The sequence below is a fragment of the Leeuwenhoekiella palythoae genome, assembly GCF_020310025.1.
Classification (GTDB): domain Bacteria; phylum Bacteroidota; class Bacteroidia; order Flavobacteriales; family Flavobacteriaceae; genus Leeuwenhoekiella; species Leeuwenhoekiella palythoae.
The window spans coordinates 1,795,906-1,819,269 of sequence record NZ_CP084318.1 but is presented as its reverse complement, the minus strand read 5'-3'; the positions used below and the strand labels follow the sequence as shown (position 1 = coordinate 1,819,269).

24 protein-coding genes are annotated in these 23,364 nt (G+C 40.6%); 7 read left to right on the top strand and 17 right to left on the bottom strand.

Features of this window, described 5'->3' with window-relative positions:
- Positions 1 to 30 precede the first annotated feature (30 nt).
- Entirely contained in the window at positions 31 to 951 is a 921-nt protein-coding gene (locus LDL79_RS07700) for a nicotinic acid mononucleotide adenyltransferase (protein ID WP_225599798.1), read from the bottom strand.
- A gap of 305 nt (positions 952 to 1,256) precedes the next feature.
- Here LDL79_RS07700 and LDL79_RS07695 point away from each other — a divergent pair, with 305 nt between their 5' ends.
- Positions 1,257 to 2,246: an NAD(P)H-dependent glycerol-3-phosphate dehydrogenase gene (locus LDL79_RS07695; protein ID WP_225599797.1), complete on the top strand. Its 990-nt coding sequence runs from the start codon at positions 1,257 to 1,259 to the stop codon at positions 2,244 to 2,246.
- 1 nt (position 2,247) lies between these two features.
- Here LDL79_RS07695 and LDL79_RS07690 read toward each other — a convergent pair whose 3' ends face one another.
- The 5 genes from LDL79_RS07690 to LDL79_RS07670 form a co-directional block, all read right to left on the bottom strand.
- Positions 2,248 to 2,643 (bottom strand): hypothetical protein, encoded by a 396-nt coding sequence (locus LDL79_RS07690; RefSeq protein WP_225599796.1) that lies wholly within the window; start codon positions 2,641 to 2,643, stop codon positions 2,248 to 2,250.
- A 2-nt stretch (positions 2,644 to 2,645) separates the two neighbouring features.
- Positions 2,646 to 2,813: a hypothetical protein gene (locus tag LDL79_RS07685; protein ID WP_164916912.1), complete on the bottom strand. Its 168-nt coding sequence runs from the start codon at positions 2,811 to 2,813 to the stop codon at positions 2,646 to 2,648.
- Between the two features lie 12 nt (positions 2,814 to 2,825).
- Entirely contained in the window at positions 2,826 to 3,842 is a 1,017-nt protein-coding gene (gene pheS / locus LDL79_RS07680; RefSeq protein ID WP_072981063.1) for a phenylalanine--tRNA ligase subunit alpha, read from the bottom strand.
- Positions 3,843 to 3,956: 114 nt separating this feature from the next.
- A complete protein-coding gene (locus tag LDL79_RS07675) occupies positions 3,957 to 4,652 on the bottom strand; it encodes a hypothetical protein (protein ID WP_072981062.1) in 696 nt (231 codons plus the stop codon).
- A gap of 25 nt (positions 4,653 to 4,677) precedes the next feature.
- Positions 4,678 to 5,034, bottom strand: a complete 357-nt coding sequence (locus tag LDL79_RS07670; RefSeq protein WP_225599795.1) for a hypothetical protein — start codon at positions 5,032 to 5,034, stop codon at positions 4,678 to 4,680.
- Between the two features lie 92 nt (positions 5,035 to 5,126).
- Here LDL79_RS07670 and LDL79_RS07665 point away from each other — a divergent pair, with 92 nt between their 5' ends.
- Positions 5,127 to 5,669: a CvpA family protein gene (locus LDL79_RS07665; protein WP_225599794.1), complete on the top strand. Its 543-nt coding sequence runs from the start codon at positions 5,127 to 5,129 to the stop codon at positions 5,667 to 5,669.
- Positions 5,670 to 5,753: 84 nt separating this feature from the next.
- Here the strand turns inward: LDL79_RS07665 and LDL79_RS07660 are convergent, their stop codons facing one another.
- From LDL79_RS07660 to LDL79_RS07620, 9 genes are all read right to left on the bottom strand, one after another.
- The gene (locus LDL79_RS07660) at positions 5,754 to 6,383 is read right to left on the bottom strand and encodes a carbonic anhydrase (protein WP_167598490.1); all 630 of its coding nucleotides are present in this window, start codon (positions 6,381 to 6,383) and stop codon (positions 5,754 to 5,756) included.
- A 221-nt stretch (positions 6,384 to 6,604) separates the two neighbouring features.
- Positions 6,605 to 7,378, bottom strand: coding sequence for a tetratricopeptide repeat protein (locus tag LDL79_RS07655; RefSeq protein WP_225599793.1), 774 nt, complete (start codon positions 7,376 to 7,378; stop codon positions 6,605 to 6,607).
- On the bottom strand, positions 7,375 to 9,123 hold the full coding sequence (locus LDL79_RS07650; RefSeq protein WP_225599792.1) for a BatD family protein: 1,749 nt from the start codon (positions 9,121 to 9,123) through the stop codon (positions 7,375 to 7,377). Before LDL79_RS07650 ends, LDL79_RS07655 begins: the two co-directional genes overlap by 4 nt.
- A 28-nt stretch (positions 9,124 to 9,151) precedes the next feature.
- On the bottom strand, positions 9,152 to 10,009 hold the full coding sequence (locus tag LDL79_RS07645) for a tetratricopeptide repeat protein (RefSeq protein WP_072981779.1): 858 nt from the start codon (positions 10,007 to 10,009) through the stop codon (positions 9,152 to 9,154).
- A gap of 11 nt (positions 10,010 to 10,020) precedes the next feature.
- Positions 10,021 to 11,070 carry a vWA domain-containing protein gene (locus tag LDL79_RS07640; protein ID WP_225599791.1) on the bottom strand — a complete coding sequence of 350 codons (1,050 nt, stop codon included), beginning with the start codon at positions 11,068 to 11,070 and terminating at the stop codon, positions 10,021 to 10,023.
- Positions 11,071 to 11,100: 30 nt separating this feature from the next.
- Positions 11,101 to 12,105, bottom strand: a complete 1,005-nt coding sequence (locus LDL79_RS07635) for a vWA domain-containing protein (RefSeq protein WP_167598485.1) — start codon at positions 12,103 to 12,105, stop codon at positions 11,101 to 11,103.
- Complete coding sequence (locus tag LDL79_RS07630) at positions 12,095 to 13,780, bottom strand: hypothetical protein (protein ID WP_225599790.1); 1,686 nt, start codon at positions 13,778 to 13,780, stop codon at positions 12,095 to 12,097. Before LDL79_RS07630 ends, LDL79_RS07635 begins: the two co-directional genes overlap by 11 nt.
- 7 nt (positions 13,781 to 13,787) lie before the next feature.
- Complete coding sequence (locus LDL79_RS07625; RefSeq protein ID WP_225599789.1) at positions 13,788 to 14,654, bottom strand: DUF58 domain-containing protein; 867 nt, start codon at positions 14,652 to 14,654, stop codon at positions 13,788 to 13,790.
- An 84-nt stretch (positions 14,655 to 14,738) separates the two neighbouring features.
- Complete coding sequence (locus LDL79_RS07620; protein WP_072981053.1) at positions 14,739 to 15,743, bottom strand: AAA family ATPase; 1,005 nt, start codon at positions 15,741 to 15,743, stop codon at positions 14,739 to 14,741.
- 296 nt (positions 15,744 to 16,039) lie between these two features.
- Here LDL79_RS07620 and LDL79_RS07615 point away from each other — a divergent pair, with 296 nt between their 5' ends.
- The 5 genes from LDL79_RS07615 (at position 16,040) to LDL79_RS07595 (ending at position 21,127) form a co-directional block, all read left to right on the top strand.
- Positions 16,040 to 16,795, top strand: a complete 756-nt coding sequence (locus LDL79_RS07615) for an SDR family NAD(P)-dependent oxidoreductase (protein WP_225599788.1) — start codon at positions 16,040 to 16,042, stop codon at positions 16,793 to 16,795.
- 121 nt (positions 16,796 to 16,916) lie between these two features.
- A complete protein-coding gene (locus LDL79_RS07610; protein WP_225599787.1) occupies positions 16,917 to 18,056 on the top strand; it encodes an ATP-binding protein in 1,140 nt (379 codons plus the stop codon).
- On the top strand, positions 18,053 to 18,784 hold the full coding sequence (locus LDL79_RS07605) for a metallophosphoesterase (protein WP_225599786.1): 732 nt from the start codon (positions 18,053 to 18,055) through the stop codon (positions 18,782 to 18,784). Before LDL79_RS07610 ends, LDL79_RS07605 begins: the two co-directional genes overlap by 4 nt.
- A 112-nt stretch (positions 18,785 to 18,896) precedes the next feature.
- Complete coding sequence (locus LDL79_RS07600) at positions 18,897 to 20,018, top strand: SPFH domain-containing protein (protein ID WP_225599785.1); 1,122 nt, start codon at positions 18,897 to 18,899, stop codon at positions 20,016 to 20,018.
- A gap of 17 nt (positions 20,019 to 20,035) precedes the next feature.
- On the top strand, positions 20,036 to 21,127 hold the full coding sequence (locus LDL79_RS07595) for a TFIIB-type zinc ribbon-containing protein (protein WP_225599784.1): 1,092 nt from the start codon (positions 20,036 to 20,038) through the stop codon (positions 21,125 to 21,127).
- Between the two features lie 67 nt (positions 21,128 to 21,194).
- Here the strand turns inward: LDL79_RS07595 and LDL79_RS07590 are convergent, their stop codons facing one another.
- Both LDL79_RS07590 and amaB read right to left on the bottom strand, forming a co-directional pair.
- Positions 21,195 to 21,665 carry a hypothetical protein gene (locus tag LDL79_RS07590; RefSeq protein WP_225599783.1) on the bottom strand — a complete coding sequence of 157 codons (471 nt, stop codon included), beginning with the start codon at positions 21,663 to 21,665 and terminating at the stop codon, positions 21,195 to 21,197.
- A 109-nt stretch (positions 21,666 to 21,774) separates the two neighbouring features.
- Positions 21,775 to 23,328, bottom strand: a complete 1,554-nt coding sequence (gene amaB, locus LDL79_RS07585; RefSeq protein ID WP_225599782.1) for an L-piperidine-6-carboxylate dehydrogenase — start codon at positions 23,326 to 23,328, stop codon at positions 21,775 to 21,777.
- Positions 23,329 to 23,364: the final 36 nt, after the last annotated feature.

Genomic DNA, 23,364 nt, shown 5'->3' with positions numbered 1-23,364 from the left:
TCAACTAACCAACCAAAAAATATTTATTGCTTATAAGGCTAACGCTTTGATCGCCTTAATATTTTGTTCGATCTCGCTTTGCTTTAATCTGCTCTTTCCTTCTGAAGGCGTTTTGTATTGAATATACCCACGACCTCTAAAACGATACTCACTCCCTGAAGCAGGATGATAAAGCGCTATAGTCGCATCATCAAGTATAGAAAGTTCAAAATACTCGTTAGCAAAATAGTCATAATCTAATGTCAATGTTTTTAAATAGGCATTGTTAACGACATTATTCACTTCATAAATCCCGCTATAATCCCAATATAAATCAGTAGTTGAGCTACCTATAGGGTCTTGCGAACTTCTAAAATTTACGACTGAATTTGCCGGTAAGAACTGCAGGTAATTTTCTGCATCAAACGCATTAGAGGTTCCACTTAGGCTGGTATGAACCTTTTCCCAAACTGTATATTCCTGCAAGAAAAAATGAATATTGTCATAAAACAAGCGATCATAATCAAAATTGCTTCGTTGATAACCTATCAACACGTACGATGTATTAGTATATCGATTATACAGTTCGATCGCATTATTAGAGAGCAGGGAAACTTCAAATGAATAGAAACCATCAATATCGTGACTTATGTCTAGATCGTAGTCAAAAATATCATAATAGCCCACCTCGATACCAAAACCACTGCCCTGATCGCCAATTCCGGCGAGGTTGTTATTGGCCATTACGGTTCCGTTGAGGAAAGAAAAGGTGAAGGCCTTATCCATGAAAGGGATGGTCCCATTGCCTTGTGTTTGATCAATATCTACATACCACAACTCATAATCGGCTAGCACTGAAGATAGCGGCACCACAGGTGTTGCAAGATCGTCCTCGATAAATACATCAGTGTAGCACGAGGTAAATACGCCAAGCATTAAAAAATAAGCACTAAGTAATTTTATCGTTCTCATAATTGTTCGGTTTTAAAGATGAATAAGTTCTGAATACATTCAGATTAAACTGCCCTCGGAAAAATGTCTTTGAGCGATGCCAATTAAAATTCTTAGCGGTGACGTCAGTGCTGTAGAATTGCATTTTAACATATCCAAACCGCGTGCCAAAAAAATACTAAAGTGACTTTCAGCATTTTACGAGCCTTCTAAAATGAGTATCTTTGAAAGAGGTAAAACAGCCCTAAAACTGAGGTTTTATAAGGCTTTACAAATGCCTTCATAAATTGAAAAATAATTCTGTTTCTACAGAAAAATAAAATAATATGTCTTTAAAATTTGGTGTTATCGGCGGCGGAAGCTGGGCAACTGCGATCGTAAAAATGCTTACTGAAAACTTAGATGAGGTAGGCTGGTATATGCGCAGTGTGTATGCTTTAGAACATCTTAAAAAAGAAAAACATAACCCCAATTATTTAAGCGCTGTAGAGTTTGATACTGCTCATTTAAAACTGAGTAATGACATCAATGAAATCATCGCCTATGCAGATTACCTCATTTTTGCTGTGCCCTCTGCTTTTGTAGGAAAGGAGCTTGAAAAAGTGACCGCAAGTTTTAAGGATAAGATCATTTTTTCGGCCATAAAAGGGATCGTGCCGGAAACCGGTCAGATCGTTGGGGCGCATTTTCACCATAAATATGATATTCCGTTTGAAAATATCGGAGTGATCACCGGTCCTTGTCACGCCGAAGAAGTCGCTTTAGAACGACTATCCTACCTGACCATCGCTTGTGCAGACGAGCAACACGCACAGGTAGTCGCAGATCACCTTAAAAGTTGGTATATCAATACCACGATAAGCGACGACACCATAGGTACAGAATACGCCGCAATGCTAAAAAACATTTACGCCATAGCCGCCGGAATTGCGCACGGCTTGGGATACGGTGATAACTTCCAGAGCGTGTTGATGAGCAATGCCATTAGAGAGATGAAAAAGTTCATCAAGAAAGTGCATAAAATGAAGCGAAACATCAATGATTCGGCGTATTTAGGAGATTTGCTCGTTACGGGTTATTCTGTATTTAGCCGAAATAGAATGTTTGGAAATATGATTGGTAAAGGATACACCGTAAAAAGTGCTCAGATGGAAATGAGTATGGTTGCCGAAGGCTATTATGCTGCCGAAAGTGCTTTTAAGATCAATCAGGAGTTGGGTGCCAAAACCCCGATAATAAATGCTGTTTATAACGTGCTTTATAAAGGAAAAGATCCCAAAAGTACTTTTAAAAAACTAACCGAAAAACTTACTTAGATCATTCGGCTAGAACGCCTTCTTTAAGCATAGAGGGCAAAGGTCCTACCTTACTATCTTGAATACTATTTGCCGGAAAAATGAACTTCTTGTCAAAGAGTTTTCCGTCTTTAAAAAAGGTTACCGCAAACTCGTTAGTAAGTTTAAGCACGCTGTCTTCAACAAACTCAATCTTAGCAAATGCTTTTGCCGGTAAGGTCTGTAGCTTGTGCCGCATTTGGCTGGTCGTCTGTTTAGCGCTATAGCCTTTAGATACAATTAAAACCATTTCTAGAGGTTCGCCGGTATCATTAATGAGATATGCGTTCCAGTCATTGGTGCGATGTGTTTCATTAAACTCTTTTACCGCTGCGACGTACACCCCTTCAACTTCAGGTATTGTGATGTCTTTTTTCATGATTAGTCGTCGTTAACCTTCCACATAATCCAAAGCGCAAGAATAGCGATCGCCATAATTCCTAAGAAAATACTACCAATAATGATCTTAATCGCTGCGATCACAAACGTAAGATATGCAACAAGCGCAAGAGCGATTAGAAGTACGGCGATAACTACATATTTTTTCATAGCCTAGATGGATTATAAAGCGCTTTTAAACTGATTTAAGAAGCGTAAGTCATTTTCACTTAACAGACGAATATCTGAGATTTGATGTAATAATAAGGCGATACGGTCTATACCCATACCAAAGGCAAAACCGCTGTATTCTTTAGAGTCAATGCCACAATTTTCGAGCACATTAGGATCTACCATTCCGCAGCCCATAATCTCTAACCAACCGGTTCCTTTGGTCATTCTATAATCGGTTTCGGTCTCTAAGCCCCAATACACATCTACTTCGGCACTAGGCTCAGTAAACGGGAAGTAAGAAGGTCTTAACCGAATTTTACTCTTCCCAAACATCTCTGTGGTAAAATGCTGAAGCGTTTGCTTAAGGTCTGCAAACGAAACATCTTTGTCGATATATAAACCTTCAACCTGATGAAAAAAGCAGTGAGAACGCGCTGAAATCGCCTCATTACGAAAAACTCTACCCGGAGAGATGGTGCGTATGGGTGGCTTGTTTGCTTCCATATAACGCACTTGTACAGATGAAGTATGCGTACGCAATAAGACATCAGGATTAGTCTGAATGAAAAACGTATCCTGCATATCACGCGCCGGGTGATGTTCCGGCAGGTTTAATGCGGTAAAATTGTGCCAGTCATCTTCAATTTCCGGTCCTTCTGAAACATCAAAACCTATTCTGGAAAAAATATCAATGATCTGATTCTTGACAATAGAAATGGGGTGCCGCGAACCTAAAGTGATCGCATCTCCAGGTCGTGTAAGGTCGCCGTAAACACTTTGCTCTTCAGCCGATTCCAGACCTGATTTTAAGGTGTCAATCTTATCTTGAACCGTGGTTTTTAATTGGTTCATCGTTTGACCAAAAGCTTTCTTTTGCTCGTTAGGAATGTTCTTAAATTCAGAAAAATACTGATTGAAAAGTCCTTTTTTTCCTAAAAACTTAATTCTAAAAGCTTCTACTTCATCAAGCGAACTCGCCGTAAATGCTTCAGCTTCGCTAATAAGCTCCTTAATTTTATCTAACATAATGCTAATTGAATCCCTTTTGGGTTATTGTATGCTGCCCACCGGCCTTATCAAAATTTCCCTGAGCAACTGCCATTCTTCAAAAAAAATGACCAGTATATCAGAGGCACAAATTTATGAAATATCGGCGGCTTGGGCTTTGTTGTCCCGGTAAATATATTGCAGAATAAAAAATACAGCGGTTCCGCCAAAAATATGCCAGAGCCAGTGTGTTCCCATCCAGAAGAACTCAAAATCCAGACGGTTGTCCAGCACTCTAAACAAAACGGCAAAACCAAAAATCACAAAAGCGGTTAAAGCCGATTTTGCATAGCGCCATTTGGTTTTTATGAGGTAGCCCAAAATTGGAATCAGAATGCTTAATGCACTGATCAAATACCCGATGCTATGCTCCAATTGCTTAGGCAGCGGTAAATATCTTAACCCAATAAATGCTAAACCTATGCTTAAAACAAAAATCAAGCGCTTGCCCCAGGTGTCTTGCCATTTAAAAATGAAATAAAGCAAAGCTGCAAAGCTCAGTCCGCGAATAGGAACCCAATCCAGCAAAAGCCAAGCTTCTTCGTTGCGCAACCCGTGATAGAGCGTTCCGCCCACATAGCCTATAAAAATGAATGGCAAAGCGATCATTAAAAACCATTGTTTTTTAGGCTTGCGGTAAATTTTGATCCCAAAATAAACCACGATAAACAAAAAAATAAGATTGCTGTAGGTATTAAAAGGCTCCACCGGAAAGCGCCCAGCTATGGTTTCTTTGTAAATAGGTCCCGTATCATTAGGGAACAGCTCTTGTAAAATGCTTAGCAACATAGCCTTAAAACCGCAAAAAAATAGTTTATTGAACGAGTTCTTTCACTAGAAAATACTGTACGATGGCCTCTTTCATAAGCAAAGATTGCTCCCCAGCTTTTAAGGCGGGTAATGGCTCAATCATTTCGTAGTGCGGCCAGCCATCTTCATCCTGATAATCAAAACGATAATACCCAAAAGGTTCTAAAAGTCTGCAAATTGCAATGTGCATCAAATTGATCTTATCATCTTTTTTAAAGCGCTTATCTGGCTTGCCCAATTCTTGCACTCCTATCAGATAAATAATCGCGTCGAGATCTAAGACCTCCCCATCAGCAAAACGTGCAGATAGTTTGCTTACCACCTGCTCCCAGCGTTCTTTAAGTTGTTCGTCTCTAGCCATGCCGCAAATATAATCAAGATCAAACAATACCTATACTAACATAAAGCCAACTCCTAAAAAGATTATTTAGCCCTAAATAGTATCTTTAACCAATGAATTATCTGGATATTATAATCGGAATTTTACTTCTTTTAGGCCTTTTTAAAGGACTTAAAAACGGACTACTCATTGAAGTAGCCTCTTTGATCGCATTGGTTTTAGGAATATATGGCGCCATTCACTTCTCCTATTATGCGGTAGATTTTTTAACCGAAAAAGTAGATTGGAGTATTCAGGCGATTAACCTTGCAGCATTTGCGGTAACCTTTATCATTATTGTTTTGGTTATTACACTTGCCGGAAGAATTCTAACCAAAGTAGCTTCTTTAGCGATGCTGGGCATCGTAAACCGAATTCTAGGCGCAGCATTCGGTCTTTTAAAATCTGCTTTTATCCTGAGCGTGATTCTGATGTTTTTAGCTGCAATGACCAGTAGTCTTAATCTTATTGATGAGGAAATACGAGAATCTTCAATTCTATACAGCCTGATCAAACCTATCGCTCCTGCAGTTTTACCAAGTATATTAGAAGAGGTAAAAGAGTTTCGAGAGAATGAAGACACTGATAAAAGCAAAATTGAGTTACAATCTGTTTAAAATGGATCTCTAAAAAAAGCTTGGGGTTTAAAATAAAATAGCGCTGCAATGCAGCGCTATTTTTATGCGTTAACAAACTCACTGTTAATCATCTAACCTGTAGATCTCCATAATATTTTCTAAGATTGCATCAAAGTCTATTTTGAGATCAATTAGCTTTCCTGAATGTATATCAAAAACCCAACCGTGCACGCTGAGATTACGTTTACGTATTGCCTTTTGTACATCAGCAGTTTTAATAACATTCACACACTGCTCTTGAACGTTTAGCTCTACAAATTTCTTATAACGCTCTTCTTCATCCTCAATGAGACTTAACTCTTCTTTATGTATTCTATAAACGTCACGAATATTTCTCAACCAAGGATTTAATAGTCCCAAATCTGAAGATTGCATCGCAGCTTTAACACCACCACAATAATAGTGACCACAAACTACCACATGTTCCACTTCAAGATGCTCAACCGCATAATTAATAACAGACATAGAATTAAGGTCTGTATTAGGTACCATATTGGCAATATTACGGTGTACAAAGACATCTCCGGGACCTACACCCATCAATTCTTCAGAAGAAACACGGCTATCACTACAACCTATATAAAGAATTTTTGGCGATTGACCCTGTGATAATTTTTTAAAATATTCAGGCTCTGCGCTTAACCGCTCTTGAACCCACTCTTTGTTGTTCTCAAATATCTTCTTAATATCCATCTATCTTTGGTTTTTAGTTAAAAATCAAGCTAATGCAATCCTAAAATTAGTGAAACTAAGCATTACTTGTGTCTTCCTATATTAAAGAGACGCTAAAAATAGAAATTAAGTAGCTCTCAAGCTAAAAAAGCCAATTTGAATATCTAAATGGTTCAGGAAGTTGCTTGAGTGGTAAAACTACCTCTTGTTCATTCCCGGAGAATAAAGCGAGTTTATAATATTTATAAAATTTTAATATCTGTAGTAGGAATCCAGCCTTCTTTCCCATCTGCCAGTCGAATCATTTGCCAATCGCCTTCGGTCTCTAGCACACGAACTTTGGTACCTTCGTGTAAAACGAAAGCTTCTTCGCTTGCCATCGAAGGCTCACTTTTTATTTCTGCTTCTGCTGAAAAAACAATAGCAAACTGCTTGCTATTTTCATTCGACTGTGCCTGAAATGCCAAAGTAAGACTTAATAATCCAAATCCCAAAGCCACAAAAGCCATAGTAAAAAAACCGCGTTTTAAAGTTGTGGTTTTTCCGAAGTAATAAATGATAAAACTAATGGCAAAAAGCAGCATACACACCACCGTAACGATCGCCCACCCATCTAGCGAGAACATATGAAGTAATTGATTCCACCACCTTTTAAAGGTGTTTTCAGGCAATGGCGTAATAGCATCAATGGTCATATTTTGAGCAAATTCCAGATTGTTTTTAATCTCTTTATCATTAGGCTTCAATTCAAGAGCTTTCTCATAATTATATACGCTAGGCGCTATACGATTGAGTTTATAATTGGCATTAGCCAAATTGTAATACACTGCCGCCGACTCGTAACCGGCGTCAAGAACTTTCTCATAATTCTTGATAGCTTCCTCAAAATTGTTCTGCGCATACTGCGAGTTTCCAGTTTCAAAAAGCTGTTGCGGCGTTTGTGCATTTAAGCTCAACGAAGCCATAAACAGCACAAGAACCACAAAACGATAGCTTGATCTTATCATTGTTTTCATAACTGTTTATCTATTTCTGAAATTACACGCGACGCCTGCTCATAATCGTGTTGCATTGCGTCACTGCTTGAAGGTGTGTAGCGCGCAAATTCGCAGCTTTCTAAAAGCTTGAGGAATGCCACAGTGGTTTCAACAGTTACGCCACGATCTTGCAGCAACTGGCTGATGCGTTCTTTGCTCATTTCGCTCGTCTGAATATTCAACCGTGCTTTTAAATAATTATGCAAACACTTTTCTAAGGCTAAATAGAAAGCGGTTTGATTTCCCAAACTCTTTTTGGCATCGCCTAAGTATTTTCGGGCCAGCTTATCTGCCTTACGCAAGCGGTTGCCTTTCACATCATTTTGATAAGCTCTGCGTTTACGACCGAATAAAATGGCTAACGGAATCAACACCACCGGTGTCGCCAGTAAACTCCAGAATGTAGTGGAACCAAAAAACCGGTCTTGATTCATCGACTTTAGCTTTGCGTCAGATTTGATATAAGCAAATTGCTTAGTTTCTTCCACAGGGATTTTATCGGCCTTATCTGAAGAAGCCAATGTAGCAGGACCATTTTCTACATCAATCACGATCTCATCACTACTTAGCGTCTTATACTGCTCTGTCGCAGGATCAAAATAAGAAAAGCGAATAGGCGGAATAGGATAGCTTCCCTTTTGCTGCGGAACTATCGTGTAACGTGCACTGTTAGAACCTGCCATCCCATTAAGCGAAACACGAACGTCTTGCTCGTTTTCTGGCTCATAAACTTCAAGTGCGCTAGGCAATTTAGGCTTCGGTAATGTAAACAGTTTTAAATTCCCATTTCCTTTTGCTGTTAAGGTGAGATCTAATGCCTCTTGCGCGTCTAGTTTCGTTTTACTGGCTGTAACTTCAAAATCAAAATTACCTACAGCTCCTGTAAAACTTTCGGGCTTCCCATCTTCTGGTAAGGCTTTTACGTTTACTTTGCGGGTTGGCGCCGTAACCGTAATTTTTGCCGGTCTTGTGATGCGCATTCCAAAAATATCTCTACGATTGGTAGGAGCTTCCACATTGATATTTAACGCTAGAGGCTCAATGGTAAGCTCTCCCGTTTTTTGCGGATAAAGCAGCGTTCTTCTTAATATAACATAACGATAGGGTTTACCCTCGTACGAACCATCATATACTTTGAATTGCTTTTCATCAATACTCTGACTCCAGAAATCTGCAAACTTAGGCGCGTCTAGTTCGTTCCAGCCATTTACAGCGGTTTCCCGACTTACATACAGCTTGTACACCACGGTAAACGCCTCGTTCAAATAAGGATCATTCTTAGAAACTTCAGCGACCAGATGCACATTATCTTCTGCAGCGGCTACAGGATCATTAGGATCTTTGGGTTTTTCGACCGCGCCGGTCACGGTTATTTCTATAGGAATCGTTTTATACACCGTTCCGTCGATCTCAATTTCTGCCTGACCGATTTTTAAGGTACCGGTAGCATTAGGCTGAAGAAAGTAAGAGAAGGTTTTAGAGAAACTCGCCTTACCGTTAATCCACTGTTTGCTGATGGATTGGTTAGGGCCACCAACTACCGTAAAACCTTGAAAACTGGGCGGCCTAAAATTGTCTCCGTCTTGATTCATTTCAAAATCAACACGTAAACGTTCATTGACCCCTAGTCGTTGCTTACTAACGACAGCGTCAAATTCTACCTGAGACCATGCACTGAATCCGGCAAATAAAACAATCAGCAAAAATTTTAGCTTCATCTTCATTATAACTTCTGCTTTTTACTGGCTTAAATTACCAGTCTTTATCTGTTTTTACTTTTGCTCCTTTAACCTTTTGAGCATTAATTTTATCCTGAACTTTATTCTCTTCGTTTTTCATCGCTTCAAGCAAACTCTTTACTTGCTGAGGAGATAGTTGGCCCTGACCAGGCTGCGGCTGTTGTTGTTGCTTCTCTTTATCGCCATCTTTACCCTGATCTTTTTGATCCCCATCTTTATCCTCGGGCTTGCCTTTATCGTCTTTATTCTGATCGCCCTGATCTTTCTTTTCATCACCTTGATCGTCTTGATCCTTAGGCTTACCGTCGTCGCTTTCTTTATCATCACCTTCACCATCCTGATCTTTTTGATCTTCATTCTGGTCTTGGTTCTGATCCTGATTCTCATCATCACCGCCACCACCGCCGTTCTTCTCTTCTTCCTTTTTAGCAAGTGCTAGATTATATCGCGTTTCTTCATCAGTAGGATCATTGCGCAACGCATTTTTATAAGCTTCAACGGCTTTCTTAAAATCCTTTTGCTGATAAAATGCATTCCCAAGATTGTGAAAAGCTTTATGTTTTTCAGCCTTTGTTTGTGCTACCTCAGCCGCCTGAATATAGCGATTCATCCCCTCTCCATATTTTTTGTTTCGGTAGTAGTTATTCCCCATATTGTATTTGGCCGCCGTATTAGCAGGATCTTTAGCAACTGCTTTTCGGTAGGCAGATTCTGCCGCTGCAAACTCGTTTGAAGCAAACTCATCGTTAGCTTCTGCCACAAAATCCTGTGCTTCTAATATAGCCGGATCGGGTTTTTCGCTTTGCGCAAATACCACACCAGTGACCAAAATAAAGGTCAAGCTCAAAAGATTATTTATAAAATTCTTCATCTTTAAAAAGATTAAGATTTAGACTTATTTTCGTTGAATAGATTCAGTTTTCTTACCCAAGCGGTTTTACGCTCCAGTAAGAACACATCTATAATTAGCAAGAATAGTGCCGCAGCAACAAACCACTGAAACTGGTCTTTAAAATCTGCAAATTGCTTGGCTTCAAATTCTTTTTTATCCATTTGATTTAACGCGGAAGCCATTTTGTCAACCACTTCTTGCGTACTGTTCCCGTTGATGTATTCCCCATCAGCCTCGGCCGCGATCTCCTGAAGCGTTGCCGGATCAAGCTTAGTGATCACCGTCTCTCCATTCTGATCTTTCTTATACGACTGAACAACTCCATTTCTTTTAATAGGAATACGATCTCCAGCTTCTGAACCTACACCAATGGTAAAAATGCGAATGCCTTGCTCTGTAGCCGATTCTGCAATAGAAGCCACCTCGCCCGCGTGATCTTCCCCATCAGAGATAATTACTAAAACTCTATTGGTCTGCTCCTCATCATTATAATAGGTTTTTGCCAACTCGATCGCATCTCTGATCGCTGTTCCTTGGCTCGATAACATATCTGTATTCATCGAATTAAGGAACATTTTTGCGCTGCTGTAATCTGTAGTGATGGGCAACTGCGGATACGCGCTTCCGGCATAAGCAATAATTCCCACACGGTCGCTGCCCAAATTGTTGATGATCTGCGTAACCAGCTGTTTTGCTTTATCGATTCGGCTGGGTGCGATATCTTCTGCATCCATACTTTTAGAAACATCAACAGCAAAAACGACATCAACACCTTCTCGTTTTACCGTTTCCAATTTGGTACCGATTTTTGGGTTTACCAAAGCCACGGCCATGCAAGCCAAAGCGAGACACAAAACAATTAGCTTCAACACCGGTTTAAAAACCGAACGCTGCGGCGTTAATTTCTCCAGCAATTCACGGTTGGTCACAAAGCGCTTTTGCGCGCTACGTTTCCAAAGGGTGACTGCAAAGTAAAGCAGTACCACCACAGGAATTGCCAGCAACGCCCAAAACCATATTTTTTCTTCTAGTAAATACACAAATTAGTTATTTAGTATTCAATCTATATTTTAAACAAAACTTCTAAACACCGTATACCTCAACAGCAATTCAAACAACAAAAGCAAACCTGCCAGAATAACCAGCGGTCTGAATTTCTCCTCATAATTGGTATACTTAAACTCTTCAACATCTGTTTTTTCAAGCTTGTTGATCTCGGCATAAATCTCTTCTAAAGATTCATTATCGGTCGCTCTAAAATAGAGTCCGCCGGTTTTGTCTGCGATCTCTTGCAGTAAGGTTTCATCAATTTCAACAGGAATACTTCCGTATTGAAAACTTCCGTCAGGGCGTAAAGCAACGGGAGAAAGCGCCGTTCCGTTAGTTCCCAGACCTATCGTGTAAACTTTGATCCCAAATTCTTGGGCCAATTCACTCGCGGTTGTTGGCTCTATAAATCCGGCGTTATTCACACCATCAGTCATCAAAATGATCACCTTGCTTTTTGCCTTACTGTCTTTTAAGCGGTTTACCGAAGTCGCCAATCCCATTCCTATTGCGGTACCACCTTCAATAATGCTGTTGTACTCTATATCGTTGAGCGAACTCAACACAATACTTTTATCACTGGTAATGGGCGTTCTCGTGTAACTCTCACCCGCATATTCCACCAGACCAATTCGGTCACTGGGGCGATCTGCAATAAACTGCGAAGCCACTTCTTTAAGCGCCTCAAGACGGTTAGGTTTTAAATCACGTGCCAGCATACTCGCCGAAACATCAATGGCGATCACAATGTCAATTCCGCGAGTGGTGTTTGTTCGCGTAGAAACATCAACATTGCGCGGTCTTGCCAAAGCTGTAATTAAACAGGCCAAAGCCAACAGACGCAGAACGAATAAAACAGGGCGAAATTTTGCAAGCACACCGCTACCTGCTTTAAAACCCTTTAAACTTGAAAGTTTTACCTGAGCCGTAATTTTATTTCGTTTAAAGAAATACCACACAGCAACCACCGGAAGCAGGAGGAACAACCAGAAAAATTCAGGACTTTGAAATTCAAAATTACTTAACATCGGTAGGTACAGATTTTTGAAGTTCTACTGAATTTATAATGCGTGCGCTCATCTCTTTTGCATAGGTATCATCTTCACGATGAGCTACTAAAATTTGCTGCAAGACCCCGGGCGCCGTAAATAGAAGCATCTCATATGCTCCTTTACTAAATTCGTCTTTGTTCAAGGTTTCTGGGAAATCTCCTGTTCCGTAAACGCGTAAACCTTCGGTTCCTTCCGGTGTGGTGTACTTTTCGGTTTTTACGATCAGGTTTTTAGCGCCGTTGGCTTCAATCGTACTGATGAATCCTTGCGCCGAAGCTTCTAAATTGGCTTCATTTTTTCCGCCGAAGCGGGTATTATTCACCACCACATAAAAGTCATCGATCAAGCTTCCGTAGGTAAAGGTGCTCATATCCATTTGTTGCTTGAGCGAATCTGGCAACGCGATCTCATTGCGCTCTAAAACTCTAGGAGTACTGATGATTACCGGCGGATACCCGTATTCACTGCGCACCCAATCGCTTTCAAGCAAATCTTTTGAAGGATGCCCGATGAAATTATCTTTTACAAAATCAAAACCTTTGGTGGCAATCAAAATTCCGGTGGCGATCACTAAAATTCCAAAAACCCCAATAATCGAAGTCAAAATGAGCTTGCGCTTGCGACGTTTTGCCAAGGCTTCACGGTAAGCCGCATCACGCATCAATTCTTCTTCTGTAGGTGGTGGAATCGCTTCTTTAGTTTCTTTTACGATCTCTTCAGCTACAATACGGTCTGCTTCAGCTTGACCCGCTCCAGGAGACGTACGAGCGAACTTGGTAAGGTCTGCACGCTTTAGGATTTGGTCTAGCTTGAGAATGGTTTCTTTACTCAAATCAATTTTACCTTCCTCTTTTTCGAGCATTAAGCGCTCGATCAATTCTGAAGAAGTACTTTCCATCGAGCGGTCATAAACCTCTTCATCAAGATACCTTCTTACAATATCAGTAAGTTTTGAGTAATATGCTTTAGTCGCGTCACGCTCATCAATGCCTCGCGCCGGTTGTTTATACTCTTCGTCAAGTTGTTTAAGAGAAAATAGTGCCTGCTCAAACGGCGGAAGCTTTTGCTCTGCTGCAGCTTTTTTACGACTGCGTCGAATGATAAAAAATAAGAATCCACCAATAACGGCGGCAAGCAATAAAAAGTACAGTAAATACTCCCAGAATTCACTAGTTGCCCGCTCAACAGCCACAATATCTTTAATATCGTAAAGGCCTTGTTTGGTCGTGTCGACCACTACATTGTTCACTTCTATCGCAACCGAATCTGTATAAAAAGGTTGTTGGTTGATTGACACCAATTGCCGCGGAATCGTGTACGAACCGCTATCAAACTGGGTTAGTCCGTAGCGTTTGATCAAGTTCATTTTTGCACCGGCGTACGAAGTGTCAACCTGATAGGCTTCGATCATTTCTAAAGGCTGAAAGGTTTGTCCTTCAGGAAACAGCACCAAATCTGTAGAATCTGCTTCTACCTGAAATTCGTACGTGATTTGCTCCCCAATACGAATTGACGTGGTGTCAACCGCTCCTTTAACCTGCTGCGCTTGCACATTAAATGCGCTTAAAAAAGCAATCAACAAAGTGGAAGCAAACGCTCTTATGCTATAAAAACTTGATTTAGGAATATGATTCTTAAGGTTACTGTTCATTGTTGTGTTATCCTCTTCGTTTAAAATAACCTAGTAATTTTTTGACATAGCTTTCATCGGTACGCACATCGATCACGCCGGCACCGCTTCTTGTAAAACTATCTTTATAATATGCCACGCGATCGCGGTAATATTTTGCGTAATTGTTACGCACCTTTCTTGATGTAGTATTGACTAGCAATAATTCCCCGGTTTCTTCATCTTCCATCTGCACAATTCCCAAACTCGGAATTTCCTCTTCACGCTGATCGTAAATACGTATACCCGTAATGTCGTGGCGCTTCGCAGCGATCTTCATTGTGTCTTGATAATCGTCTGCAATAAAGTCTGAAAGCACAAAGACAATGGCTTTTTTCTTCATCACTCCAGAAAGGAATTTCAGAGCTTGTGCCACATCGGTCTTTTTACTCTTCGGTTTGAATTCTAAAAGTTCGCGAATGATGCGCAGTACGTGCGACTTACCTTTTTTAGGTGGAATGTACAATTCGATCCCATCTGAAAATAAAATGAGTCCGATTTTATCATTATTCTGCAAAGCCGAAAATGCTAAGGTTGCGGCAATTTCGGTGACAATTTCAGATTTTAATTGCTGATCTGTACCAAAGAATTCTGAACCACTCACATCTGCCACAAGCATCATGGTAAGCTCGCGCTCTTCTTCAAAAACCTTTACAAATGGCTCATTGTAGCGCGCGGTAACATTCCAGTCTATATTACGCACATCATCACCAAACTGGTATTGACGCACTTCACTAAAGGTCATACCACGCCCTTTAAACGTAGAATGGTATTCCCCGCCAAAAATATGATCAGACAGTCTTCTGGTCTTGATCTCAATTTTGCGTACTTTTTTTAGAAGTTCTTTAGTGTCCATGTGTAATCAATCAAAAAAGAAAATCAGTAGGCAGTAGTTGCTATTTTTCAAGCAAGAACTGCGAACTGATTTCTAATGCTTAGTTTATGGTACTTCGATCTCGTTTACGATCTTGTTTATAATTTCAACGGTAGTTACGTTTTCGGCTTCCGCTTCATAAGTGATCCCGATACGATGACGCAATACATCGTGTACTACCGCACGCACATCTTCTGGAATCACATAACCGCGACCTTTGATAAACGCATAACATTTTGAAGCAGTTGCTAAGTTGATACTACCCCTCGGAGAAGACCCAAAACTGATCAAGGGTTTTAAATCTGCCAACTTATAATTTTCAGGGTAACGTGTCGCAAAGATGATATCAAGAATATATTTCTCGATCTTCTCATCCATATACACCTCTTTTACAGCTTCCTGCGCACGCAAGATCTGCTCTATAGAAACCACAGGATTCACTTTCTCAAAAGAACCTTTTAGGTTGGCTCTAATGATGAGTTGTTCTTCGGCATGTTTAGGATAGTCAATTACGGTTTTAAGCATAAAACGGTCAACCTGCGCTTCAGGAAGTGGGTACGTTCCTTCTTGCTCAACCGGGTTCTGAGTTGCCATAACCAAAAATGGTCTGTCTAGCTTAAACGTCTCATCACCAATGGTCACCTGCTTCTCCTGCATCGCTTCCAGCAGCGCACTCTGTACTTTGGCCGGCGCACGGTTAATCTCATCTGCGAGGACGAAATTGGCAAAAATAGGCCCTTTCTTTATACTGAAATCATTCAGTTTCATATTGTAAATCAAGGTACCCACAACATCAGCCGGAAGTAAATCTGGCGTAAACTGAATACGGCTAAAGCTTCCGTGAACTGCCTGAGAGAGCGTATTAATCGCCAAGGTTTTTGCCAGACCGGGAACTCCCTCCAGCAAAATATGCCCACGTCCTAAAAGGCCTATAAGCAAGCGTTCTACCATATGCTTTTGCCCTACGATGACTTTGTTCATTTCCATCGTAAGTATTTTTACAAAAGCACTCTCTTTTTCGATCTTTTCGTTAATCGCTCCTATATCAACAGATGCGCTAGTATCTTCCATACTTTTATTTTATGTGCGTTTTATATGACTCTGAGGTCTACAAGGTTATACTTTATTGCTAACCATTTTGTTAAGCAATGGTTAAAATCCCCTGTAAGCACGGCTTATGGAAGGCCTTTAGGGGTAATTCTAATGACGACATTTCACGAGAAATGTTGCAAAAAAAAATGCAACCTTTTCAGATTGCTCCTCAAAGATACAGGATTTAGTATTTTTTATCAATAAATGAATCTGGATTAAAGCAGGCATTCAAAAAACATTCTTGTAATTTTCAATTTGTATTACAACCCTAAACTATGACGACTAAAACAGCATTTATTACCGGTGCCACAAGCGGTATCGGAGCAGCAACAGCAACGTATTTTGCCAAAAACGGAATCAATCTTATTCTCTGCGGAAGACGTCAAGAACGCCTTGATACGCTAAAGGCTGAATTGCAAAATCAAGTAAACGTACACACCTTGACTTTTGATGTGCGAAATAAAAAAGATGTAGCAAATGCGATCAATGGCTTACCGGAAGCTTTTCAGCACATAGATATTTTGATCAACAACGCGGGTAACGCGCACGGTCTTGACCCTATTCAAGAGGGAAACACAGAAGATTGGGACGCGATGTTGGACATCAATGTAAAAGGCTTACTTTATGTGAGTGATATAATCATCCCAAAAATGATCGCTCAAAATAGGGGTCACATTATTAACATCGGTTCAACTGCCGGAAAGGAAGTGTACCCCAAAGGCAATGTTTATTGTGCAAGTAAACACGCCGTTGATGCAATTAATCAAGGAATGCGTATAGACTTGAATGGCTATAACATACGTGTAGGCGCAGTAAACCCGGGAATGGTTGAGACTGAATTCAGCGAAGTGCGTTTTAAAGGTGACTCAGAAAAAGCAGATAAAGTGTACCAAGGATTTAAACCTTTACAAGCAGAAGATATCGCAGATATCATTCATTTTGTTGTTACCCGCCCTTACCACGTAAACATTGCAGATCTTGTAGTTATGAGTGTAGACCAAGCATCTTCTACAGTGGTGAATAAGCAATAATTATTATAGTGATTACTATTGTTGACTTGCGAGATAGCACATCACATCTCATTTAAAAATCTAGAAGTTTTTAAAACGAATGATCGTTCAACTTTAAACAGGTAACCCGTAACTTTATGCTATGATCAACAAACGCCTGCTCATTAAAAACTTACTCGCGCATAATGACGAGAACAGTTTTTATGACAAAAAGCGAAAAGTTGACATCAGTACCAAAGAGGGTAAGGCCAAGTTTTTAAAACACGTATGTGCGCTATCTAATTCAAACCCCAAAAACAACAGCTATATTGTGATTGGAGTTGAGGATGAAACCAACGAAATCCAAGGCGTTCCGTTTTTTGATGATAGCAAAATTCAAAATTTGGTGAACGCCTATTTGACCAATCCGCCGCTGATTTCTTATGAAAACATTCCGTTTCCGCATTTACCTTCAGATCAGGTAATTGGCTTAGTCACGATCAGACCCATCAATAAACTGACAGCGCTAAAGAAAAACATCTGGAAATACTGGGGCGGCACTGCCTTTTTTAGAGACGGAAGCATTTCTATGCCTAAAGTCTTTCAAAGTGAGATTTTAGATGTAAATAGCGAGATTGTCGCCACGATTGAAAAACACGCACACAACAGTATTGAGCTGACTTTAGATGGTGTGATCGATTTTATTAACGTGCGACATGCAGACCTGTTTACGCAGTACAAAGTGTTTAAAGAGCAATTTGTGGTATGCTGGGCAGGGAATAAGAAAGAGGTTAAGGGCAACACCTATTTTAGTCGTGTGGATATCGAATTGATCAATGAGCAAGTGCGCCTTTTTTATTCGGCTTTGGACGAAGTGTCGATCACGATGACCGGCGATCATTTTACCATTTTAGAATACGTATTGTTAGGGCTTCAAAATGAATATAAATATTACCCATTAGAAGAATTGACGATAAATTTTAATGAAAATGGTTCGTACACCATTGACAGCAATCTGGTTTTTGAGCCGCCACAATTTGACCGAAAATTACTCTATCACATTTATAACAATAACAATACAATTCTTAAGAAAGTATTGGCTAATAAAGAACTCAACAAAGGCGAACTTGAAGACCTGTACAATCTGCCGGCAACGTATTTGATTTGCTATCTCAATGGCTTTGAACCGGCGCTTGACAAGCTAGAAAGTATTCGGCCTTATCTTAGAAAATACGGAACCAAACTGTATAACGCATACAAAGAAAACATTCGCATTTTGCGAAAAGTAAAATACAATTCATGACACGTACCCTCGCCATAGGCGACATTCACGGCGGCCTAAGAGCACTTAAACAAATTCTTGAGCGCGCTAAAATAACCCAGAACGACGTACTGATTTTTTTAGGAGATTATGTTGACGGCTGGAGCGAAAGCGCCCAAACAGTTTCCTTTTTAATCGAATTATCAAAAACCCACAACTGCATTTTTATGCGCGGTAACCACGATGATCTGACCTATCAGTGGTTGCGGGACAATACTAGAAATGACACTTGGCTCAATCACGGCGGTAGAAGTACGCTAAAGTCTTACGAAGATCTTTCTCAAGAAACCAAAGAAGAGCATCTAGAATTCTATAAAAATCTCAAAGATTATTACATCGATGAGCAAAATCGCATGTATGTTCACGCCGGTTTTCAAAACCGAAACGGTCCCGAGTTTGAACATTACAGCACCGCATTCTACTGGGATCGCACCTTTTGGGAGATGGCGGTAAGCTTAGACAAACGCATAAAAAAAGACGACCCGGAATATCCTATGCGGCTGCAATACCACAAAGAGATCTTTATTGGTCACACCCCTGTAACGCGTATAGCCAGAGACGAACCTACACAAATGGCCAATGTTTGGAATGTAGATACAGGAGCCGCCTTTAAAGGAAAGCTCTCGATCATAGATGCTGATACTAAGGAATTCTGGCAAAGTGATCCTGTTTACACCTTGTATCCTAATGAAGAAGGCCGAAATGGATAAACCTAGAGCAAACTAAGGCATTTAAATCTCGATTATCGAAAAAATAGTTTGAAACAAAATATAGACTTTTGATACTCATAAGCATACAGCTTTATTAAAACCGAAACATCCTATGGGAATATTTGATAAGATTAAAGAAAAACTCAGCCACGAATTTATCGATATCATCGAGTGGCTCGATTATACGCCAGATACCATTGCACATCGTTTTGAGCGTTATCAAAACGAAATTAAAAACAACGCAAAACTCATCGTACGTGAAGGGCAAACTGCTGTTTTTGTAAACGAAGGTCAACTTGCCGATGTTTTCACACCCGGAACTTACACGCTAAACACGCAAAACCTTCCTATTCTTACTACACTTAAAGGTTGGAAATACGGTTTTGACAGTCCGTTTAAGGCGGAAGTATATTTTGTAAACACCCATTTATTTACCGACGAAAAATGGGGTACAAAAAACCCAATTACCTTAAGTGATGATCGTTTTGGCCTGGTAGAAATCAGAGCTTTTGGAACCTATGCGTTTAAAATAAGCGATGCCGGAACTTTCATTAAAGACATTGTTGGAACTGATAATAACTTCACCAACTTTGAGATCAACGAGCATCTCAAAAGCCTGATCGCAACTCGATTTACAGACACCGTAGGAGAAGCCAACCTTCCGATAGAATTGTACGCAGCAAACACTACAGAACTTTCTGAGACGTGTAAAGAAGTGATGCAACCCGAGTTTACATCGGTGGGAATTTCGCTTGAAAAATTTTATATCGAAAATGTATCGATGCCCGAAGAGCTCAAAAAAGAGATCTTCGAATACAGCCGAATCGATAAACTTGACCTTGATAAATTAACCAAATTCAAAACCGCAAAAGCTATTGAAGCTGCTGCAAATAACGAAGGAGGTACCGCCGGTGCCGGTATGGGAATGGGAATGGGCTTTGCGCTTGCCCAACAAATGGGAAATGCAATGAGTAAGCCACAAGCTCAGCAACCGCAAGCCGCTGCAACGCCTCCTCCAATGCCGGTCGCTACACAGTATTACTATGCACAAAATAATACGCAGCAGGGACCTGTGAGCTTTGATCAGTTACAGGCACTTTTCGCCTCGCGTACAATCAATAGAAATTCATTGATCTGGAAACAAGGCATGAGTGAATGGAAAGCGCTTCAGGAGATCGAAGAATTGAAACCCTTTTTAGGCGGAAACACACCACCGCCACTTCCGGGTCAATAATTAATTTCAAAGCTGCTTTGACCGAACCTTCCATTCAAAAATCTGAACTCAAAAAAGCCTGTAAAAATTGTGGTGCCGAGCTTAAATACAAGCCAGGCACCACAACGATTACGTGCGAATACTGCGGAAACCAAGAGCAAATCGCACTGGAAACCGATCCTATCAAAGAATTACCGCTTCGGCAATTTCTTCAGGAAAAAGGAGCTCAGGCAAACAGCGAAGAAATTAGCATCCTGCACTGTAAAAATTGCGGTGCTAATCAGCATGTTGAAGAGAATTACAAGTCTTTGCATTGCGTGTATTGTGGCACGCCGCTGATCAGAGAAGATGCAAAAACAGAACAGTGGATTCTTCCAGGCGCGGTGTTGCCTTTTCAGCTTACACAACAAGAAGCGATTCTTCGGTTTAAAAAATGGGTAAACGGACCTTGGTGGGCTCCCAACGATTTAAAAAAAGCAACACTAGACCCGCAGTTCACTAAAGGTTTGTATTTACCCTATTGGACGTTTGACGCGCAACTTTATGGTCAATATAGCGGTGCTCGCGGTGATTATTATTACGAAACACAATCCTACAAAGACAGCAAAGGCCGAAGACAAACACGCCGCGTGCGCAAAACTCGTTGGATTCCCATCAGCGGAAACATTAGTGGTTTTGTAGATGACACCCTCATCAACGCCTCAAAGCAACACACCGGCAAAGTACCTCATGGTGTCGCACTGTGGAATTTAGAAAAGCTACAGTCTTTTGAAAGCAGCTTTCTTACTGGCTTTGTTACCGAAAAATATACTATTCCGCTTAAGGATGGACATCTCGAAGCTCAAGAAGAAATGCAGCGCATTGCAGACACTTGGGCGCGTCGCGATATTGGCGGTGACGAGCAACGCGTAAATACGTTAAACATTAATCTGGAAGAAGAAACCTTCAAACATATTTTGCTACCGGTTTATATTTCGGCGTATCGATACAAAGGAAAAGAATACAGCTTCTTTGTAAATGGAGAAAACGGAAGCATCTCGGGTAAACGCCCGTATTCCTTCTGGAAGATTTTCTTTGCGGTATTAGCAGGCATTCTCCTTTTTGGATTGGTGTATTTGTTCAGCAAGTAAATGAGAACACCTTCGTATTGGGCAACATCAATAAAAAAGCCGCTTAGTAGCGGCTTTCTCATATAGTTTATTCTTCTCTTAGCTCTGAAATGACCTGAAGAACATTCTCTAAATAAGTCTTGACATCAGAAGGTAAATCATCATTTATCTCATCAAAAACCCAAGATTTCCTTTCTCCTCCGACGTTTATACTAAAATAATAATCAAAATCTGCATACGTCTGACTTCCAAGTTCTCCTTCAAAATTCAATAGGCTTTCGGGAACCACATAAACATCTTTAGACATTTGAAATTCAGCATTTGACAAAGCCTCTTCTCTAAAAGTTGTGGCATCCCAATTTCCATAATCTGTATCGCTATCAGCATCTGCGTGAATTGAAGATTCATTAATAAGAAAAAGCGACCTGCAGTCCCCTGTACATTGGCCGTATACTTCTCCAAAAATCACAGAATTAGCCTCTACATTTATAGTCCCATCATCATCATCTGAACAACTAAGTGTAGTCAAAGCAATAAGCATAAAAATAATTCTTCTCATAACAGTTTTTTTTTAATGGTTGTTACATAGTAGATGTCAAAAAATCAAAAGGTTGCGTATGATTTCATTTTTTAATTAAAGTAATTCTGCAAGATTCTTTCATCTCAAGCTACAAATCAAATTTAATCCCCTGCGCAAGCGGCAATTCGGTGGTATAATTGATCGTGTTGGTTTGGCGACGCATATAGACCTTCCAGGCATCAGAACCGCTCTCGCGACCACCACCAGTTTCTTTTTCACCACCAAAAGCGCCTCCAATTTCTGCACCGCTGGTACCAATATTTACATTTGCGATTCCGCAGTCACTACCAGCTACACTTAAGAAGCGTTCTGCTTCACGCAAGTTATTGGTCATAATCGCAGAAGACAATCCCTGGCGTACGCCGTTTTGCAGTTCAATCGCATTCTCCACTTCTCCGCTATATTTCATTAAGTAAAGTACCGGAGCAAAAGTCTCGTGCTGTACGATCTCATAGTGATTTTCAGCTTCTGCAATGGCTGGTTTTACGTAGCATCCGCTCTCATAACCTTCACCTTCCAGGACGCCACCTTCCACTAAAATTTTACCACCTTCTTCAACGACTTTAGTCAAAGCATTTTGATAATTTTTCACTGCGTTTTTGTCGATTACCGGTCCCACGTGATTGTTTTCATCCAGCGGATTCCCAATACGCAATTGGCCATATGCATCTACAATTGCATTTTTTACTTTATCATAAATGCTCTCGTGAATGATCAATCTACGGGTTGAAGTACAGCGCTGACCGGCAGTTCCCACCGCACCAAATACCGCACCGATTACCGTCATCTTAAGATCAGAATCCGGAGTAACGATAATCGCGTTGTTTCCACCGAGTTCCAAGAGTGATTTCCCTAAGCGAGCACCCACGGTTTGCGCTACTTGTTTTCCCATTCGGGTAGAACCAGTGGCCGAAACCAGCGGTACACGCTCATCTTTAGTCATTAATTCGCCTACAGTATAATCGCCGTTGATCAAGCACGAAATTCCTTCAGGCAGATTATTGTTAGCAAACACACGTGCTGCGATTTTTTGACAAGCAATCCCCGTAAGCGGTGTTTTCTCTGAAGGTTTCCAGATACATACATCACCACAAACCCAAGCCAATGCTGTGTTCCAGCTCCATACCGCAACCGGAAAATTAAATGCTGAAATAATCCCTACAATCCCTAAAGGATGGTACTGCTCATACATACGATGCCCGGGACGCTCAGAATGCATCGTCAAACCATGCAACTGACGTGAAAGCCCTACTGCAAAGTCGCAGATATCTATCATCTCCTGTACTTCGCCCAGACCTTCTTGATAGCTTTTACCCATCTCGTAAGAAACGAGTTTTCCCAACGGCTCTTTAAGTCGACGCAACTCTTCATTAAACTGGCGCACCACTTCACCACGTTGAGGTGCCGGCATCACACGCCATACTTTAAATGCTTCAGCGGCAGTTTGCACCACTTGCTCATATTCTTCCGGAGTGGTTTGCGTCACTGATGCAATGTTTTTTCCGTCAACGGGAGAAACGGAAGTAATCAATTTACCCGAATTACTCGTTTGTAAACCTGTTGAAGTTCCTGCATTTTCAGAAGTGATCTCTAATGCTTTTAGCGTTTCAGCTATTGTTGCGTTATCAGTGGTTTGAGCCATTATATTGTAGTTTTCTTATAATTTATGTTTGTATTC

Coding starts and splice junctions, on each gene's coding strand:
- LDL79_RS07700 (WP_225599798.1), bottom strand. CDS start 951: ATGAGAACGATAAAATTACTTAGTGCTTATTTTTTAATGCTTGGCGTA.
- LDL79_RS07695 (WP_225599797.1), top strand. CDS start 1,257: ATGTCTTTAAAATTTGGTGTTATCGGCGGCGGAAGCTGGGCAACTGCG.
- LDL79_RS07690 (WP_225599796.1), bottom strand. CDS start 2,643: ATGAAAAAAGACATCACAATACCTGAAGTTGAAGGGGTGTACGTCGCA.
- LDL79_RS07685 (WP_164916912.1), bottom strand. CDS start 2,813: ATGAAAAAATATGTAGTTATCGCCGTACTTCTAATCGCTCTTGCGCTT.
- pheS (WP_072981063.1), bottom strand. CDS start 3,842: ATGTTAGATAAAATTAAGGAGCTTATTAGCGAAGCTGAAGCATTTACG.
- LDL79_RS07675 (WP_072981062.1), bottom strand. CDS start 4,652: ATGTTGCTAAGCATTTTACAAGAGCTGTTCCCTAATGATACGGGACCT.
- LDL79_RS07670 (WP_225599795.1), bottom strand. CDS start 5,034: ATGGCTAGAGACGAACAACTTAAAGAACGCTGGGAGCAGGTGGTAAGC.
- LDL79_RS07665 (WP_225599794.1), top strand. CDS start 5,127: ATGAATTATCTGGATATTATAATCGGAATTTTACTTCTTTTAGGCCTT.
- LDL79_RS07660 (WP_167598490.1), bottom strand. CDS start 6,383: ATGGATATTAAGAAGATATTTGAGAACAACAAAGAGTGGGTTCAAGAG.
- LDL79_RS07655 (WP_225599793.1), bottom strand. CDS start 7,378: ATGAAAACAATGATAAGATCAAGCTATCGTTTTGTGGTTCTTGTGCTG.
- LDL79_RS07650 (WP_225599792.1), bottom strand. CDS start 9,123: ATGAAGATGAAGCTAAAATTTTTGCTGATTGTTTTATTTGCCGGATTC.
- LDL79_RS07645 (WP_072981779.1), bottom strand. CDS start 10,009: ATGAAGAATTTTATAAATAATCTTTTGAGCTTGACCTTTATTTTGGTC.
- LDL79_RS07635 (WP_167598485.1), bottom strand. CDS start 12,105: ATGTTAAGTAATTTTGAATTTCAAAGTCCTGAATTTTTCTGGTTGTTC.
- LDL79_RS07630 (WP_225599790.1), bottom strand. CDS start 13,780: ATGAACAGTAACCTTAAGAATCATATTCCTAAATCAAGTTTTTATAGC.
- LDL79_RS07625 (WP_225599789.1), bottom strand. CDS start 14,654: ATGGACACTAAAGAACTTCTAAAAAAAGTACGCAAAATTGAGATCAAG.
- LDL79_RS07620 (WP_072981053.1), bottom strand. CDS start 15,743: ATGGAAGATACTAGCGCATCTGTTGATATAGGAGCGATTAACGAAAAG.
- LDL79_RS07615 (WP_225599788.1), top strand. CDS start 16,040: ATGACGACTAAAACAGCATTTATTACCGGTGCCACAAGCGGTATCGGA.
- LDL79_RS07610 (WP_225599787.1), top strand. CDS start 16,917: ATGATCAACAAACGCCTGCTCATTAAAAACTTACTCGCGCATAATGAC.
- LDL79_RS07605 (WP_225599786.1), top strand. CDS start 18,053: ATGACACGTACCCTCGCCATAGGCGACATTCACGGCGGCCTAAGAGCA.
- LDL79_RS07600 (WP_225599785.1), top strand. CDS start 18,897: ATGGGAATATTTGATAAGATTAAAGAAAAACTCAGCCACGAATTTATC.
- LDL79_RS07590 (WP_225599783.1), bottom strand. CDS start 21,665: ATGAGAAGAATTATTTTTATGCTTATTGCTTTGACTACACTTAGTTGT.
- amaB (WP_225599782.1), bottom strand. CDS start 23,328: ATGGCTCAAACCACTGATAACGCAACAATAGCTGAAACGCTAAAAGCA.